The organism is Sulfitobacter sp. F26204, assembly GCF_026410305.1.
Lineage (GTDB): Bacteria > Pseudomonadota > Alphaproteobacteria > Rhodobacterales > Rhodobacteraceae > Sulfitobacter.
Genome location: NZ_JAPMLQ010000004.1, coordinates 40,482 through 57,431, shown reverse-complemented (window position 1 = coordinate 57,431; position 16,950 = coordinate 40,482). Strand labels below are relative to the sequence as shown.

Below are 16,950 nucleotides of genomic sequence, written 5' to 3'. Positions count from 1 at the left end.
TGCTATGCACTCGTTGGCTTGGTTGTAAATACTTCATTGTTGAAAGCCGAAAAATCGAGCAACCCGTCTATCCGTATCAACTCAACGTTCGCAAAGCCAAGAAACCTTTTTTCCATCGAGTGCTTCTCGCTGTCGTCGAAGCAGCAAACGTACATATGAAGGGATGGGTTCGAAAGCGAACGTTTTACCAGGTTCAGGATATGTTCATCTGCGAATGAGAACCCAAATGCGATGAATACGGTGTCAGGCTTCTCAAGCTCGTAGCTCAGTAGCCGCAACATCTGATAATAGTGCTCTTCGAAAACAGTTTCGTAGAACTTCCATTTCGTTGGATTTACAATCGGAAGAGCTTTGTATGCTTTTTGAAATGCTTCGTTTTGTGTAAAGGTAACGTCTGCAGGAGGATTCAGATCCTCATCCGTGAAGGAATCATCCAACAAGCCATCGAAAAAGTCCTGATCTTCTCTGAGAGGCACGTCTGAAATTCGCCGCTTCGCACGATCCAGATCATAGGATACCTCGATTTTTTCGCCGTCTTTGTACCAGTAAACACTGCCATGTAGCTCGATCAGGTTTACTTGAGGAACACTCTTAGAGTGACGATCGAAAACCCCATGATCCTGAAAGTACCTTCCAAAGTTACGCGCATTCAAAGTGCGCTTAACAAATCCGTCAGTTCCATCATTCAGATGGAAGTCATACGAGCCAAGCCTCAGAAGGGCCTCGGCCGTGTGGGCAATCATCCCGTCGTAGTTGGTTGTGAAAATGTTAACCCTTTTTTTGTGACTCTTCTTGCTGAGGATCTTCAAAATCGTTTCAAGGAATTGGCGGTAGTTTTCAACCGCTGCGTCCTGCGGCGCGGTGTTCATAACCGCATTGCGGGGATCATACTCGGCGGCAGGAAGAATAACCTCATGAACATACCAAGAGAAAAGATGCGCTAAGAAGTCTGCATCTTCTTCGTACTTGGTCGCCAACGTTTCGACGGTATGCGCTTTGCCAGATCCTTTCTCCTTAACTCGCAGAGCAAGGGTTGGGAGCAAACCATAAGATGCCCCAGAGCCGAGCAGAAAATTCAAGTTCTTCTCGTAAATGTCTGCTTTGTTGATTTTCGACAAGGTGACTCGTCCTTCGATTGAATGCAGGAAGAACACCACTTTTCCGCAGGGATTGCACGCGTTTTGCGCATCAAGCAGGCTGCAAGAGCGCGACATTATGAATGGCGGTACCCCACTGAGGGATAACAGAAAAATTCTTCATAGATGCTCACCTTTCTTACCCTTGGAACTCAGGCCCAACTAGGAGAAAGCATAATGCAAAGCAGACTTTCGCGCGACCTGCAGCGAAGGTCCGGAATCCGCCCATTTCGAGGGTCCTGAAATCGCATTGGTCACCCCAGTCACACTTAGAACCCAAAGTCATCATGATCTGCGTCGGCATCTTTTTCTTGGGGGTGTTCTGGCAGATGCCTTAGATAATCCTCCTGAAACGCAAGAGCCAATGCGCCGCCCCTCAAGACCTTCATGTCATAGGCCGAAACTCTGACAGCACTCATATCATCAAAGACCACTACAATTGTGGTGTGGCCGCGTGCTATTTTTGCTTTCCACCCGGATGTTCGCTCAGCTGCTGTAGCGCATACGCGCCTCAAAAGCATCGCGAGTGTCAATCGATGGGATGTCCCAGCATCTTCATCAATTGGTTCATCTTCTTCTCTTGTCTGACCAGCTGATCTTGTATGGTGTTGGTCAGAGTTTGTGTTTGCCGGCTCAGCTCCGAAAACGCTTCGGCCATTTCCGCGTGCTGTGCCTGATACCTTTGCTGCGTTTCGATCAGCTCCCTCAGCAAACATGCCAAGCGTTCGCCCAGTGCTTCCCTCTGGTCGTCCGGCCTCGTCAGCAGATCGATCAGGGGGTAGAGCCCCTCCACCTTCTTGTGCGTCTGTAGCAATTGGTCGAATATCACTTTGGATGGTTCCGGCAAGTCGAGCAGTGCGTGTTGATCGGATTGTTCGGTCAAGGAGCTTCTCCATTTTTGGGGTTTGGAAGATGTCGATAAGTGCTTCGCAATCGAAGGCGTTTCGTAGTTTGCGAAGCGTGCCGCAGAAGGTGAGCCGCTCGCGTAAAACGCGTGGTTTCCATGCGGGGCCGAGTGCGCCGCTAAACAACTGTGCATCATCGGTAGAAAACGCGAATGCTTGAATGCCATAGGTGTTGGGTTTTTCCTCAGCACGGAACGCACTATTTTGCTCATCAAGATGATGGTTCAGGTCGACCAGACTTTCGGGCTGCCTCCGAAGAAAGGCCTCTTGCAGGTCTTTGTGCAAAGCGGCGGGGATTGCTTCGCTTAATCTGCGCCCCGGTGTGATGGGTTCGAGGCGGGGTAAGGCATCCGGATCGAAATATGCCGGCGCCGGCAAGCCAAGCATCGAACACAGATGTTTGTGAGCGGCTTCGCTTTTCGCGGACGATCCTGTGAATGTGAGAGGCCGCCCCGCAAAATCGCGAAGGACGATCGCGGTATGCACGTGGTCGCAATTCCCGTCAGTGTGACGTTTGGCAAACCATGGCGTCATTTCTGGATCGAGCTCGAGCATCTTCATCGCCGTTGCTACCGTCCGTTTCCAGATCTTCTTTGCCGCCTTAACCCCGACGGGTAGCGATAGTGTCATGTGGAGAAACTGAGGTCCCTCTGACTGTTCTGAAGCCAAATCGCGAAACCGTTTGAACAGATCGCGATTGCTGCGGTTCGGGATTGTGCCCCCGATCGGCTCGGCCCCAGCTCTGTTTATGTATCGATTGAGGCGATCCGGGTCATCGTGCATTTGAATGTATGGGCGCATGTCAATCCTCCCGCAGTTCGTCGGTGATCGCGTCACAGGCCTCAATGATTTTTCGCACCGCTTTATCTGCCCTGCGCCCGGTCAGCCGCCGATTGTGGCTTTCATCTTCCCCAAGGATTTCATTTGCGAGCAGTCCCAGCCGGCCGACTTGTGCCGCAATTCTGGAGAGGTCTGCAGACGGCTCCTCCAGCACGCAGTCGATAATATACGCTGATCGCGTGCTATATCGCGCCGCCGTCTGCCCCGCCATAATTGCAGCCTTCTGCTCAGCGGTCGGGTAGATCTTCCAAGGTGTTTCTTTCTTTGGCATACGGCTTGTCCTTCAGGGTCTGGCAATCGTCAGATGTTCAGGATGCCCGCCCGGCGAGCTGTGATAACCTCACCGCTATGCCCGAGTATGGCTTCCCGAATGACCTCGGATCGCGCTCGTCTTCTGGACTTAAGGACGCAGTTCATTCTGTCATCAGTGAATATCGTCTATTCTGGACAGGTATGTCGCTTTTTCGTGGATAAAGGTCTGGTCCCACTTTGTTGCGCCATAGCGAAGGCACCGTGTTTGCCACGCTAATCCATGAAGTTTATCTGCAACCGTTTTTTTGCCCATCTGCGGCAAGGACCTAAGGAGGGGGCCCGTTCTTATGTTTTACCAAGAATGGTGAGGGCGCGGAAACATTCGTCGAAAAGTGTTGATTGCATTGCACATTTAAGCCCTCCGAGTAAGGTATGGATAAGCCAACTTTATCTGGTGATGGAGCTCAACTTTGCGCATAATCGACAACACTACGACCCTCTTGGGAGACGACCTCAAGCGCGAGCTAACAGGGGGGACTAAGTTACGTATAGCTGCGGGTTGCTTTTCAATTTACGCTTTTGAGGCCTTGAAGTCCGAGTTGGAACAGTTGGACGAATTTGAATTCCTTTTCACCGAACCGACATTTGTAGCCAACGGCGCGATTGATCGCATCAGAAAAGAAAAGCGCCAATTTTTCATTCCGAACGGGCGCTCCAGTAGTGTTCTGTCCGGTAGCGAGTTTGAAATACAATTGCGCAATAAAATGACCCAGCGCGCTGTGGCTCGTGAATGTGCTGAATGGATACGCAGGAAGGCGTGCTTCAAATCAAACGCGACCTTTGGCCCTATGCAGCAATTTGCACATATTCAGAAAACCGATGCGAATACTGCCTACATGCCGCTGTCCGGCTTCACGGCTGTCGATCTTGGATATCAGCAAGGTGACGCAATTTCGAATTACACGCAAGTCATGGACGAGCCTCAGTTTGCGCAAACTTACCTGAATCTGTTTGACCAAATCTGGAACGATAAGGGAAAGTTGAACGATGTAACTACTGAAGTTTTGGAGCATATCGAGGCGGTCTATCAGGAAAACCCAGCGGAACGGGTTTACTTCATGATCCTCTTTAACCTGTTCAGCGATTTTCTTAACGATATCGATGAGGACGTCCTACCGAAGGACCGCACTGGATATCAGGAAAGTCTGGTCTGGAAAAAGCTGTTCAATTATCAAAGAGATGCTGCGGTCGGTATTATCAACAAGCTTGAGACCTACAACGGCTGTATTCTGGCGGATAGCGTTGGGCTCGGCAAAACCTTTACAGCCCTTGCGGTCGTCAAATATTACGAACTGCGCAATAAGGACGTTCTTGTCCTCTGCCCCAAGAAGCTTGCGGACAACTGGCGAAACTACAATGCGAACCTGACCACCAATATTTTTGCGAAGGACCGGTTCCGCTATGACGTTCTATCCCATACCGACCTGTCGCGGACATCTGGGGAGTCCTTCGGGATGCGACTCGATCGCGTTAACTGGGGAAACTACGATCTTGTTGTCATCGATGAATCTCACAACTTCCGGAATAACGATGTCTATAAAGACAGGGAAACCCGCTATCAGCGATTGATGGAGAAGGTCATTAAAGCGGGCGTGAAAACCAAAGTTTTGATGCTGTCGGCGACCCCGGTGAACAACCGATTTACGGACCTGCGAAACCAGCTGGCCCTAGCGTATGAAGGGCATTCAGACGCACTTAGTAAAAACCTCAAGACCAAGACGAGCGTAGAGGAAATATTTCGCCGTGCTCAGGCAGCGTTCAACGTATGGTCGGACCTGCCTCCAGAGCAACGAACGCCAGCATCAATCCTGCGGGCGCTCGATTTCGACTTCTTTGAACTTCTGGACGCGGTGACAATCGCGCGGTCGCGCAAACATATCGAAACGTTCTACGATACCGCTGACATCGGGACTTTCCCGACGCGTCTAAAACCGCTGTCTCACCACTTACCCATCACCCATCGGACGGATGTGATCGGGTTCAACGAGATCTTCGCGCAGTTAAGTGCGCTCAAGATGGCAGTCTATGCCCCAGTCAACTACATACAGCCCAGCAGGCTAAAGAAGTATGAAGACCTTTACGACACAAAGACTGAAGGTGGCAAAGGCACTCTGAAGCAGGCTGATCGTGAGAAAAGCCTTCAAGCTCTGATGACTACCAACCTGCTCAAACGGCTGGAAAGTTCTGTCTATGCTTTCCGCAAGACCCTTGGCGCTCTTTCCGAGAATATCGGGCGCACATTAGAAGCAATCGATCGGTTTGAAGCTTCGGGCGGCGGCGGACTGGTGGATGATCTGGATATCGATTTCGAAAACGCCGCTGAGGAAGACGACGATTTTTCGGATTTCTCAGTTGGCAAGAAGATCAAGATTGACCTGGCTGACATGGATATCAAGGCTTGGAAGCACGAACTGGCTGCCGACAAGATTATCATCGACGGCCTGATTGTCGAAATGGAGCGTGTCACCCCCGACGATGATGCCAAACTCCAGCACCTGATTGCCGAGATCGAAGGCAAGATGGCTAACCCGTTGAACGCCGGTAACCGCAAGGTGGTCGTCTTCACCGCCTTCGCAGACACAGCAAACTACCTGTTCGCCCAGCTTGCTCCCCATTTCGCCGAGGCGCAGAACATCCATACCGGAATTGTCACAGGCTCGGGCGGTCCCAGGACAACGCTCAAGAAAACGTATGACTTCCAATCCGTCCTGACCCTCTTTGCACCCCGTGCGAAAGAAAAGGACAAGATCATGCCAGACGATCTAGCCGAGCTGGACATTCTCATTGGCACTGACTGCATATCAGAAGGCCAAAACCTTCAGGATTGTGACTACCTTATAAATTATGACATCCATTGGAACCCGGTGCGTATCGTCCAGCGATTCGGCCGGATTGACAGGATCGGCTCTCCAAACACGCAGATCCAGTTGTCAAACTACTGGCCCGACATCAGCCTTGATGAATACATCAACCTCAAGGAGCGGGTCGAGAACCGGATGCACATCGTCGATATGGCGGGCACCGGTGAGGATAACGTGCTGACCTCCAAAAGCTCGGATGTGGCCTATCGCAAGGACCAGCTTCAGCGCCTTCAGGACGAGGTGATCGAACTGGAGGACGTCAAAACCGGCATTTCCATCACCGACCTGGGGCTCAACGACTTCCGGATGGATCTGCTGAACTACCTAAAAACGCACGATGATCTGCCGCGTATGCCTAACGGGTTGCATACGGTTGTCCCTGCTGATCCGCAACGCGGGCTTGTCCCCGGGGTGATCTTTGCGCTGCGCAACATTCATGACAGCGTCAACGTCAACCAGCAGAACCGCCTGCACCCCTATTACCTGATCTACATTGGCGAGGACGGAGAGATCGTCGCCGACCAGATGCAGGTGAAACGCTTGCTGGATCTGGTCCGCACGGGCTGTAAAGGCCACACTATCCCATTTCGCGAACTTTGCGCCGCTTTCAACGCGGAAACGCAGGACGGGCGCAATATGGGCGCCTATTCCGATCTGCTGAATGACGCCATCCGTTCCATGATCGAGGTGAAGGAGGAACGTGACATCGACAGCTTGTTCTCGGGCGGTCACACAACCGCGTTGACACAGACCATTGCGGGGCTTGAGGATTTTGAACTGATTGCCTTTATCGTGGTCCGTGCCGAATGACTGCGCTCTATCAATATCCGCCTCAGACCGCGCTGAAACGGGTGATCCCGAAGACGCGCATCTATGACGGGGCCAAGGCCAGCACTGCGCTGCGCGAGCGGTTCGTGCGCGAGGTGGATCAAATCGTGTGGGCGCATAAGCTGGCACCTGAAACGCTGAACCTGCCTGCCACGGCGGCAGTGCCGGAAATTCAGGTGTTCCGCCTGACGCTCAAGGGTGACGCCCTGCATGATGATATCTTGCGCGCCATTGACCGCGCCATTCCTTTCCCTGTGATGTTTGAGCTGCTGGCGGGCGAACGGATACAAGCCGCTGCTGCATTCAAACGCCCATCTGATGCGGCAACAGGCAAATGGGTGGTGTCCGACCATATGCGTGGAACGTGGCAGAGCCGTGAGACACCGCGCAGCCCGTTACCCGTAGCGGTAACGCTGGGCGCGCTTTACGAGGGGATGTTGTCGCCATTGATGCCTGTGGCGCCTGTTGCGGGCGAGGATGTGGAAACCCGCCTTGCGCGCGGGGCGGAAATCAAGGCAAAAGAGCGTGAGATTGCGCAGCTTCAATCCAAGCTGAAGCGAGAAAATCAGTTTAATATCAAAGTGACGTTGCATGGCCAACTGGCCGAGGCGCAGGCGGAATTTGAGCATATGAAGACGCCGAATAGGGGCGATAAGGGGACACCATGACAGACGAGATTGAAAAGCTGAAAATGCACAGCCCCGACCTGACCCAAGACAATATCGCCAAGATCCGCGCGCTGTTCCCCGGTTGCGTGACCGAAGCGGCGGGGGAGGATGGCGCACCGACGCTGAAGGTGGATTTTGACCAGTTGCGGCAGGAGCTGTCGGACAGCATCGTGGAAGGGCCGCAGGAACGCTATCATCTGGACTGGCCGGGCAAGCGGCAGGCGCTGATCACCGCCAATGCGCCGATTGCCAAAACCCTGCGCCCGTGCCGCGAGGAGAGCGTGGATTTCGACACCACGCAGAACCTGTTCATCGAGGGCGACAACCTTGAGGCGCTCAAGCTGCTGCAAGAGACCTATCTTGGCAAGGTCAAGATGATCTACATCGACCCGCCGTATAATACGGGGAACGATTTTGTCTATGACGATGATTTTTCTGAAAGCACGGCTGAGTTTCTGGAGCGGTCGAACCAGAAGGATGAGGCGGGGAACAGGCTGGTTGCGAATACGACCAGCAATGGGCGGTTTCATTCGGACTGGTTGTCGATGATGTTTTCGCGACTAAAATTGGCGCGGAACTTGCTAACCGAAGACGGTGTCATTTTCATAAGCATTGACGACAACGAAGAGCACAATGTCAGAAAGCTCTGTGATGAGATTTTTGGTGCTGATAACTTAATTGGCCCAATGATACACAATAAACTTAATTCAAAAAATGACGCTGTAAATGTTCAGAGAAATCACGAATATATCGTGTGCTACAGGAGAAGCACACGATACGTTTCGGCAACCAAAATTGAAGCTTCTTTGGAAAAACATCAATCTGATGAAGTTGAAGTTTTTCGCGAGGGAGATGACTATTTTATCCTGAACGACCCAATCACAACGAGGGGTGAAGGCGGGACGTTGAACAAGCGTAAGAATCTTGGATACACCGTGTATTACAATCCGCAAACATCCAACTTTGTCGCTGTGAAGGACTATGATGTGGAGTTGGCGCAGACTTCTAACGACGAAGAGGAAATATATTCTGATGACCTGAAGCTGATTGGCGAAGGGTATCTAAAGATCAGGCCTCCAAAAGTAAGAGGAAAGCTTGGCGCTTGGACTTGGGAAATTGACAAATTTAACAGTAGCAAAAGAGACATACTCATAAAGGAAACGCAGAACGGGTATCAGGTAAGAAAACGAACCTTTCTCAGCTCACCAGTCGTTGAGGAGAGAAACGGCAGATATTTTGTTACGCATACGAAAAGCTCGAATAGCAGAAGCATTCTAGATTTTTCGACCAACGAAGGCTCAACGCAGTTGTCGGACTTGCTCGAACATGATGGAGTTTTTGACAACCCCAAGAATGTGAACCTGATTAAATATCTGATTGGGTTGTTGCCTCATAAGGAATTTATCGCGCTCGATTTTTTCGCTGGATCGGGTGTTACCGCCGATGCTGTTATGCGACTTAATGCTGAAGAAGGTGGCAACCGTAAGTTCGTTGCTGTTCAGTTGCCTGAAGAAACCGGCGAGGACTCGGAGGCTCGCGAAGCAGGCTACTCCACTATCGCCGAAATCTCCAAAGAACGCATCCGCCGCGCGGGCGCAAAAATTCTCGAAGGGGAAACCCACCCCGACTGGAACAAGGACGTGGGTTTTCGCGTGCTGAAAATCGACAGCTCGAACATGGCCGACGTCTATTACACCCCCGATGCCACCACGCAGGCCGACCTGCTGGCCCGCGTGAACAACATCAAGCCGGATCGCTCCCCCGAAGACCTGTTGTTTCAGGTGCTGCTGGACTGGGGCGTCGATCTGGCCCTGCCCATCACCCGCGAGGTGATCCACGGCAAAACCGTGTTCTTCGTCGCAGGCACCGCCCTTGCCGCCTGCTTTGACGATGGCGTGGACGAGGTACTGGTCAAAGACCTCGCCGCTCGCGCACCCATGCGTGTGGTGTTCAAAGACACAGGCTTCAAGGACGACGCGACCAAGATCAACGTGAAACAGATTTTCAAATCTCTTGCGCCCAACACAGACGTGAAGGCGATATGATATGAAAATTAAATTCAAATCCCAGCCCTATCAAACACTCGCGGTGGATGCCGTGGTCGATTGCTTTGCGGGCCAACCGCGTCAGGACCCACTGAAATATACTGTCGATCCTGGTGCTGCTGCACAGGCTCAGTTGGAGGTTGAAGGTTTCGGCAATGGGGCTATCAAGCTGACGGAAGACGGATTGATAGAGAACATCACCAAGGTTCAACGTCTTGCGATGCAGCCGCTGTCCGATAGCCTGACTTATTTCGCGGATGACAAAGGCAAAAAGAAGCCTGCCAGCTATAAACCCGGTGCGCGGGTCAATCTGGATGTCGAGATGGAGACAGGAACGGGTAAAACCTATGTTTACATCAAGACCATGTTCGAAATGCACAAGCGCTATGGCTGGTCCAAGTTCATCATCATGGTGCCCAGCGTCGCGATCCGTGAAGGCGTGGCCAAGTCGATCCAGATGACCGCCGAACATTTTCAGCAGGAATACGGCAAGAAGGTCCGTTCTTTCGTCTACAATTCCAAGCGGTTGCACGAGTTGGAGAGCTTTTCGTCAGACTCTGGCATCAACGTAATGGTGATCAACGTGCAGGCGTTCAACGCTTCCGGCGCAGATAACCGGCGGATCTACGATGAGCTGGACGATTTTCAATCGCGCAGGCCAATTGACGTGATCGCGAAAAACCGCCCCATCCTGATTTTGGATGAACCGCAGAAGATGGAAGGGCCTGCCACGCAGAAAGCCCTGCCAAAATTTAATCCTTTGTTCATCCTGCGCTACTCTGCGACCCACAAAACGATACACAACAAAGTGCATCGTTTAGACGCCGTGGATGCCTTCAACCAGAAGCTGGTCAAGAAAATCCGCGTCCACGGCGTGGAAACGAAGGGCTTGAGCGGCACAAATCCTTACCTGTTCCTGCACCGGATCGACACATCCAGCGCAGCTCCAGTGGCCTTTGTTGATATCGAGGTAAAGACCAAGACTGGCATCAAACGGGTGCCCCGCAAGCTGGAACAAGGCCGCGATCTCTTGGACATGTCCAAGGGGCTGGAAGTTTATCGTGGCTTCACGGTTAGTAACATCGATGCGCGCGACGATACAGTTCACTTTACCAACGGTGATGTGCTGCACGCCGGTGAGGCATCGGGCGATGTAACGGAGCGCGATATCCGGCGGATCCAGATCCGCGAAACGATTACCGCACACCTCGAGCGCGAGCAGGTGCTGTTTGCGCGAGGGGTCAAGGTGCTGTCACTCTTCTTTATTGACGAGGTCGTGAAGTATCGGGACTACGGTCAGGATGATGACAAGGGGGAATACGCCTGTGTATTCGAGCATGAATATGAGCAGGCGGTCGCCGATTTGCTGAGTGAATTGCCTTTGGAAAATGTCGAATATCGTAAACACCTTGAGGGGATCGATGTTGGCAAGACCCACCGCGGCTACTTCTCTATCGACAAAAAAGGACGGATGACGGACCCAAAGGCCGCCGCCCGCGGAGAACTGGCTGGCCAATCGACTGAACCCAGCGACTATGACCTCATCTTGAAGGACAAAGAGCGGCTGCTATCATTTGATGAGCCCACACGCTTTATCTTTTCCCATTCTGCCCTGAGGGAGGGGTGGGACAACCCCAACGTCTTCGTGATGTGCATGCTCAAACACAATGAGAGCCAAAACACGATTTCACGACGTCAGGAAGTTGGGCGCGGTCTGCGGATTGCCGTCAACCGGAACGGTGAACGGATGGACCATCCTGCCACAGTGCATGACATCAATGTGCTGACGGTCGTTGCTTCCGAGAGCTACAAGGGCTTTGTTACCGGCCTTCAAAAGGAAATAGCGGAAAATCTGTCTGCCCGCCCTCAATTGGCAGATGCTGACTACTTCGAGGGGAAATCGCTCAAGACCGGCGATCTGGAGTTGGTGCTGGACAAAACACTGGCCAAAAAGCTTGAGAGATTCTTGATTAAGAACGACTACGTGGATGACGATGGCCACATCACCGAGGCCTATCACGATGCGCGCAAGTCCGAAGAGCTGGCCGCGTTGCCGGAAGACCTTGAGGAGCATAGAGATGCAACTTTTGCGTTGATAGATACGGTGTTCAGTAGCGCCGCTCTCAATGACATGCTGAGCGATGGGCGTGCTCCGAAGAAAAACAAACTGAATGACAATTTCGACCGCAACGAATTTCAAGAACTATGGCGGCGCATCAATCGCAAGGCCGTCTACCAGGTCGATTTTGACAGTAACGCGTTGGTCAAGACCTGTATAGACCGGCTGGAGCGTGACCTTTCGGTTGCGCCGCTGCAATACTTGGTGACCGAAGGCACGCTGTCTGATGGTGTCACCGATGAGCAATTGCGCTCGGGCGACGCTTTTGTTCAAGGGAAGCTTCGCACCGAAACGGGGACCAGTGCTCATTCTCGTGTTTCCTATGATGTGATCGGTGCAATTTGCGAGAATACGGACCTGACACGCCGGACAGTCGGTGAAATTCTCGGGGGTATCCAGACTGTTAAATTTAGTGAATTCGCTAAGAACCCCGAACAGTTCATCGCCGATGCGTCGCATATGATTCAGGAGCAGAAGGCAACTGCAATTATCGAAAAGCTGACCTATGACGCATTGGAAGAGCGGTATTCATCTGAACTGTTCACAGCGGGAGAGACAGGTAATGACTTCAAAAAAGCCACTGATAAATTGAAGAACCATGTTTATGACTATGCCATAGTCGATTCTAAGATCGAACGTGAGTTTGTTAAGGATCTCGACACCAGCTCAAAGGTAATCGTTTATTCAAAACTGCCACGAGGGTTTCTCATTCCCACCCCAGTGGGCGACTATAATCCGGACTGGGCGATCGCATTTAAAGAGGGAGGCGTTAAGCACCTATATTTCGTTGCAGAGACAAAATCTGACCTGCCATCAATGAAAATGCGTGAGCTTGAACAAACCAAGATTAAATGCGCGCGCAAGTTTTTTGACGAGATCGGCAGGCGGATTAATGAAGATCAGGTGAAGTATGACGTCGTAACCAACTATTCGGACCTTATGGCTTTGGTTAAAGCCGTCGCATAAAATACCATTTCTCCGTAGGGCTTCGTCATATCATTGAGGTCCGGTATGAGGTGTGTCCTGCCAATCTGTCCATTTAGCGCGAAGCACTGCCGTGAGAGATTAAGTTAAGTCCTTCCTGCTGGCCATTTCAATATGTTCCAAAGCCTCTGCCAATTTGTCCAAGGCCACCTTCTGCGGATCGACTACATGCTCGAGAAGATGTGTGGTGGCCAGATAGTTTTCTAAGGCTGTAGAACTGCCCTCGTCCTTATTGGATGCATTGTGCGCCAGAATTTCATCGATAATCCGTGGCGATACTCCCAGCAATTTCATGATTGTCGCAGCTGTCCTACGCAAGTCATGGCGGTGCCAATTGCTAGTGTCGCTTACACTATGGACGGCGCCGGTGATCCGCTGCCAGTTATCCAAACCGCCACCCTCTGCATTCGGAAAAACTAAATCACCAGGTTTTCGGGTGTCGAAGTTCGGCAGTCCACGCAATAACTTGATCGCCGCATCAGACAGGGGCAAATTCTGCAACTTTGGGGGCCCGGAAATTGTTTTCACATATGGTTTGTGCCAAATTCCAGAATTCTCCCGGAAATGTCCCCACTTCATGTTAACAAGCTCAGAACGGCGAGCGGCGGTCAACAACAGAAACCTCAAAGCCACTGCTCGCAGATCGTGTTTCGGATGTGTCTTCAGGCCCAAAGCCTCCGGTGCGGGCCATACCAGCAATGGTAATATGCGTGCTAGTTCCAGATGATCCAGTGCCCTGTCACGCCGACCTGTGATGGAGTGATCGTCAATCGATGGATCATATGTCTGCCTCACATCAACAACGTCCAGCTTCTCGCGACGTCCCAAGCCGACTTTATTTGATTTATTCCGATGGGCCGCCCAGTCGAACATCGTCATTAAGTAAGAACGCCCACGCGAAACTTGACCGTTTGCCGTGCCTTTTCCGGAACGCGGAACATAAGTAGTCATTGTGTGCGCGAGATCTTCAAGCCCAATCTCCGTGATCTGCGTTGACAAATGTGGTTGAAACACTCGCTCGATACGGCGCCTTGCTTCACTTGGTTTGCCGTGTTTTGTTGGCATCCATGTTTTTCGCTTCTGACACATGATTTTTTCGTATTCCAATACGATCGCTTGGAGCGTTGGGATCTCAGCACGCAATGCGGCTTCTTCGGCAGCAGCGGCTTTATGTGCCGCGGCAGTGATGTTCTCGCCAGATTTCAATCGTCTGCGGAGTTCTGCCGCTGCCAGGCGGGCATCAGCAAGGCCGATGTTCCCATAGTGGCCAATGTTCACACTCTGGGTATTTCCGTCTGGTCCGCGCAACCTGAAGGCAAAGGTTTTCTGACCCGATGGATAGAACCGGATCAAAAGCCCAGTTTCCTTTGCATCTGTAACGTCGTTCCGTGCTAGGACCTTCCGAGCCTTAATGAATTTATCTGTAAGTTCAATTTTAGCCATAACGCTCTTCTCCTGTTTCGAGAATGATATGCGGAGGCCTTTCCAGTGGCACAACAGTGGCACAGAGGGGCCAAGCTACGTCGATGCCAGATAATCTGGCATGAGTAGTCAAAGGTAATTATTTATCTACTTAAATCAGATGGATAATCGAAATTTATTATCCGAATTCTGTTCGGGGTAACTCGCCAAGAACTGCCTGAAATCACTACTTATTGGCTTGAAAATCCTCGTGTCGGTGGTTCGATTCCGCCCCCGGGCACCATTTAAGTACTCCATATTTTTGTGACCTTGCGGCGATGATTTCTGCAGCCGCTTCAAACTGCTGGATAGGGACAATGGCATCAAAGACGCCTACGGCACGCACCCAGTGTTCTGGCAGATTTCGGACATGGTTTTGCTTGAGCTTGAAAGAGCTTCGGTTCCAGACGATGTTGCCGATGTATTTTTCTTTGGTCAAAATCTGACGGACGACCCCAGTGGACCAGCTCCGTCCCAAATCCGTCACGACTCCCTGTTTGTTCAGTGTTGCGCAGATTTCCGCTTCAGATTTTCTGTCTGAGACGAATAACTCAAAAATCTGCCTGACTATCGCTACCTCATCTGATGGCCCGGGGACTAGGATGACGCGATCAGTCTGAATGCTCTTGTGCTCACCACGATCCAGAAGTCCTTTCTGAACACCGTCTTCGTCCACCAGCATTCTGCGAAGCCCAAAGCCTGGAGCTCCTCCTTGACGAAAGTCCATCTCAATGAGACGTGCCTGACCCGCAAAGACCTTTTTCGAAAGTTCCCGACTGTACTCACCGGCCATCGTTCGTTTAAGCGTTTTGGCCAAGGTGGACATTAAGCTGCCGTCATTCTCAAACTGTTCAGCGCAGTATTCCACAGCGATGCCAGCTTTACGGCAAAGGAATTCATAGTATGCGCTTTCATCCGCATCCTGAAATCGACCCCAGCGACTTACATCGTAAACCAATACAGTTTGATAGGTTGTTCCACCGCGCTCGATGTCGCGAAGCATCTCCGAAAGCCCATGACGGCCTTGAATGCGAAGGCCACTTTTTCCGGCATCGGAATAGGTGCGGACAATCTCGTACCCCCGTTCTTCAGCGTATTTTGCTATTGCTGCCGCCTGGTTCTCGGTTGAGTAGCGTTGATGCTCAGTGGACATGCGCACGTATTGCGCGGCCTTCCGGACGGTTTTTTCCGTTTCATTTGCGTTTTGAACTGCCAACGTTTTCAGATTCCTGATTTTGCAGCGTAAGCCTGCATCAGGCATCTGCGATTCTGCCTCTGAAATTACCTGAATGGAGGCGGAAACATGTTGCATAAGAAGGGCAAAGTTTGTCAAAACTGCTCAGACGAGAGCTTTTTGGACCTGGGTTTTCGATCAGCCTTGGCAAAAGTACTGAAAGAAGAGCTTGGCGGCACCAATCAGGCTGCAAAGTCGATTATGAAATGGGCCAACGTTTCAGAGCGAACTGCAAAGAACTGGATTGGTGGTACGAACAGCCCAAGCGGTGAGCACTTGATCGAACTGATGCGGCATTCCGATGCGGTTTTGAATATCGTGCTTTGTTTGGCGAACCGTAGAGGTGCATTGGCCTCCGTCCAAATAGATCGTCTGATTGCTCATTTGAACGGAACCGTCCAAGATTTGAAAGAACTAGCTTCTGATGTCGAGCGCGACGGTTGAACCATCAAGACTGCGAACGCAACCGCACTGATGTGCTCCAGTCTGAGCCAGCATAGGAAGCGGCCAATACCACTACTTCTTTGAGCTTATCGTCGACAACAAAGCAAACAACGCCTTTTCCTGCCGTAGGGATTGCGCGGACGCCCGGTGCAATATTATCTCTTATTGAGCCGATATGCGGGACTTGGCGCAGCTTTCCAATCGTGTCTTCGATTTCTCCGATTTTTCGCAGTGCGACAGCGGTACCAGCATATTCAGCTATCAGAAAAGCTATGGAGTTTAGATCTTCAGCCAGTTGAGGATGGCGTACAACTCGATAGGGCCTCATTCCGTTTTGGACAGTCGTTGCCGTATGTCGTCGAACATTGTGTCGTTTTCGTCCATCTCGATGAACTCTGATCGTGGTGTCTGCAAGCGAGCCCTAACTGCTTCAGTCATACCGGCAAGTACTGCTTCCCGCTCTTGTTCTTCTTGCATCAAACGCTCGATGCCTTGCGCGACCAAGCTGCTTACTGATGCACAAGAACCTTCTTGCACTTTTTGCTTTGCGAATTGGTGGTGACGTTCTGTAAAGCTAACGGTGGTTTTGATGGTCATGAAGCGAAGCTCCTAGTGCCTGGTAATACTAAGTAACACAATCCGGCATGAATTTCAATGTGGCCCGCGTGTTCATGCTCAACTTAGCACATTGCTAGCACAGTTTGGTTTCAACGCAACAATATCAACGACTTAGGCTACCATGACGCGCATTGAAAATCCTCGTGTCGGTGGTTCGATTCCGCCCCCGGGCACCATTTAACAAGCTGATTTGTTTGCGTTTATTCAGCTCATACCTAAATTTGTTTCGATCGGCCCTGCTGCTTTTCTGCGAAGGTTTGGCACTTTCGGCCCGCCTTCGGTATTCTTCTTCCAATGTGGCCATGGTCTCGCGGTTCTTTTCCGCAAGCTTTGCCGAACGGAAATAGTACCGCGCCATGGATGGTGTTTTGTCAGAAAAATTCCGCAATGCGGCGTTCATCAAGGCCCGCTTCGCGCAGGGGGGTGACCTCAACCAAGTTCTGATTGTGCCACGTCTCAAAATTGATACGGGTCAACCCCAGGCTGTTGGCAATG

At 51.5% G+C, this 16,950-nt stretch carries 11 protein-coding genes; 5 read left to right on the top strand and 6 right to left on the bottom strand.

The window, feature by feature from the left end; genetic code table 11:
- Positions 1–2: 2 nt before the first annotated feature.
- The 3 genes from OS190_RS11645 to OS190_RS11635 form a co-directional block, all read right to left on the bottom strand.
- A complete protein-coding gene (locus OS190_RS11645; RefSeq protein ID WP_267158883.1) occupies positions 3–1,118 on the bottom strand; it encodes an SIR2 family protein in 1,116 nt (371 codons plus the stop codon).
- Between the two features lie 287 nt (positions 1,119–1,405).
- Positions 1,406–2,842 carry a hypothetical protein gene (locus OS190_RS11640; protein ID WP_267158882.1) on the bottom strand — a complete coding sequence of 479 codons (1,437 nt, stop codon included), beginning with the start codon at positions 2,840–2,842 and terminating at the stop codon, positions 1,406–1,408.
- 1 nt (position 2,843) lies between these two features.
- Positions 2,844–3,152: a hypothetical protein gene (locus OS190_RS11635; RefSeq protein ID WP_267158881.1), complete on the bottom strand. Its 309-nt coding sequence runs from the start codon at positions 3,150–3,152 to the stop codon at positions 2,844–2,846.
- Between the two features lie 451 nt (positions 3,153–3,603).
- On the opposite strand from OS190_RS11635, the gene OS190_RS11630 reads away from it, so the two are divergent.
- The 4 genes from OS190_RS11630 to OS190_RS11615 are packed head-to-tail and all read left to right on the top strand — an operon-like array spanning position 3,604 to position 12,680.
- Positions 3,604–6,864 (top strand): helicase-related protein, encoded by a 3,261-nt coding sequence (locus tag OS190_RS11630; RefSeq protein WP_267158880.1) that lies wholly within the window; start codon positions 3,604–3,606, stop codon positions 6,862–6,864.
- The gene (locus OS190_RS11625) at positions 6,861–7,550 is read left to right on the top strand and encodes a DUF4391 domain-containing protein (protein ID WP_267158879.1); all 690 of its coding nucleotides are present in this window, start codon (positions 6,861–6,863) and stop codon (positions 7,548–7,550) included. Before OS190_RS11630 ends, OS190_RS11625 begins: the two co-directional genes overlap by 4 nt.
- Positions 7,547–9,595 (top strand): site-specific DNA-methyltransferase, encoded by a 2,049-nt coding sequence (locus tag OS190_RS11620; RefSeq protein WP_267158878.1) that lies wholly within the window; start codon positions 7,547–7,549, stop codon positions 9,593–9,595. Before OS190_RS11625 ends, OS190_RS11620 begins: the two co-directional genes overlap by 4 nt.
- Before the next feature lie 43 nt (positions 9,596–9,638).
- Positions 9,639–12,680: a type III restriction-modification system endonuclease gene (locus OS190_RS11615; RefSeq protein WP_267158877.1), complete on the top strand. Its 3,042-nt coding sequence runs from the start codon at positions 9,639–9,641 to the stop codon at positions 12,678–12,680.
- A gap of 99 nt (positions 12,681–12,779) precedes the next feature.
- Here OS190_RS11615 and OS190_RS11610 read toward each other — a convergent pair whose 3' ends face one another.
- Entirely contained in the window at positions 12,780–14,141 is a 1,362-nt protein-coding gene (locus OS190_RS11610) for a tyrosine-type recombinase/integrase (RefSeq protein ID WP_267158876.1), read from the bottom strand.
- Between the two features lie 205 nt (positions 14,142–14,346).
- Positions 14,347–15,420, bottom strand: a complete 1,074-nt coding sequence (locus tag OS190_RS11605) for a recombinase family protein (RefSeq protein WP_267158875.1) — start codon at positions 15,418–15,420, stop codon at positions 14,347–14,349.
- Positions 15,421–15,462: 42 nt separating this feature from the next.
- Between OS190_RS11605 and OS190_RS11600 the strand changes: the two genes are divergently transcribed.
- Positions 15,463–15,837, top strand: coding sequence for a hypothetical protein (locus tag OS190_RS11600; protein WP_156875470.1), 375 nt, complete (start codon positions 15,463–15,465; stop codon positions 15,835–15,837).
- Between the two features lie 324 nt (positions 15,838–16,161).
- On the opposite strand, the gene OS190_RS11595 is transcribed toward OS190_RS11600, so the two are convergent.
- Positions 16,162–16,434 carry a hypothetical protein gene (locus OS190_RS11595; protein ID WP_267158874.1) on the bottom strand — a complete coding sequence of 91 codons (273 nt, stop codon included), beginning with the start codon at positions 16,432–16,434 and terminating at the stop codon, positions 16,162–16,164.
- Positions 16,435–16,950 lie beyond the last annotated feature (516 nt).

Excerpts from the sequence above, each read along its gene's own strand:
- OS190_RS11640 (WP_267158882.1), bottom strand. The coding sequence starts at position 2,842 with ATGCGCCCATACATTCAAATGCACGATGACCCGGATCGCCTCAATCGA.
- OS190_RS11595 (WP_267158874.1), bottom strand. The coding sequence starts at position 16,434 with ATGACCATCAAAACCACCGTTAGCTTTACAGAACGTCACCACCAATTC.
- OS190_RS11610 (WP_267158876.1), bottom strand. The coding sequence starts at position 14,141 with ATGGCTAAAATTGAACTTACAGATAAATTCATTAAGGCTCGGAAGGTC.
- OS190_RS11600 (WP_156875470.1), top strand. The coding sequence starts at position 15,463 with ATGTTGCATAAGAAGGGCAAAGTTTGTCAAAACTGCTCAGACGAGAGC.
- OS190_RS11605 (WP_267158875.1), bottom strand. The coding sequence starts at position 15,420 with ATGCCTGATGCAGGCTTACGCTGCAAAATCAGGAATCTGAAAACGTTG.
- OS190_RS11620 (WP_267158878.1), top strand. The coding sequence starts at position 7,547 with ATGACAGACGAGATTGAAAAGCTGAAAATGCACAGCCCCGACCTGACC.
- OS190_RS11635 (WP_267158881.1), bottom strand. The coding sequence starts at position 3,152 with ATGCCAAAGAAAGAAACACCTTGGAAGATCTACCCGACCGCTGAGCAG.
- OS190_RS11625 (WP_267158879.1), top strand. The coding sequence starts at position 6,861 with ATGACTGCGCTCTATCAATATCCGCCTCAGACCGCGCTGAAACGGGTG.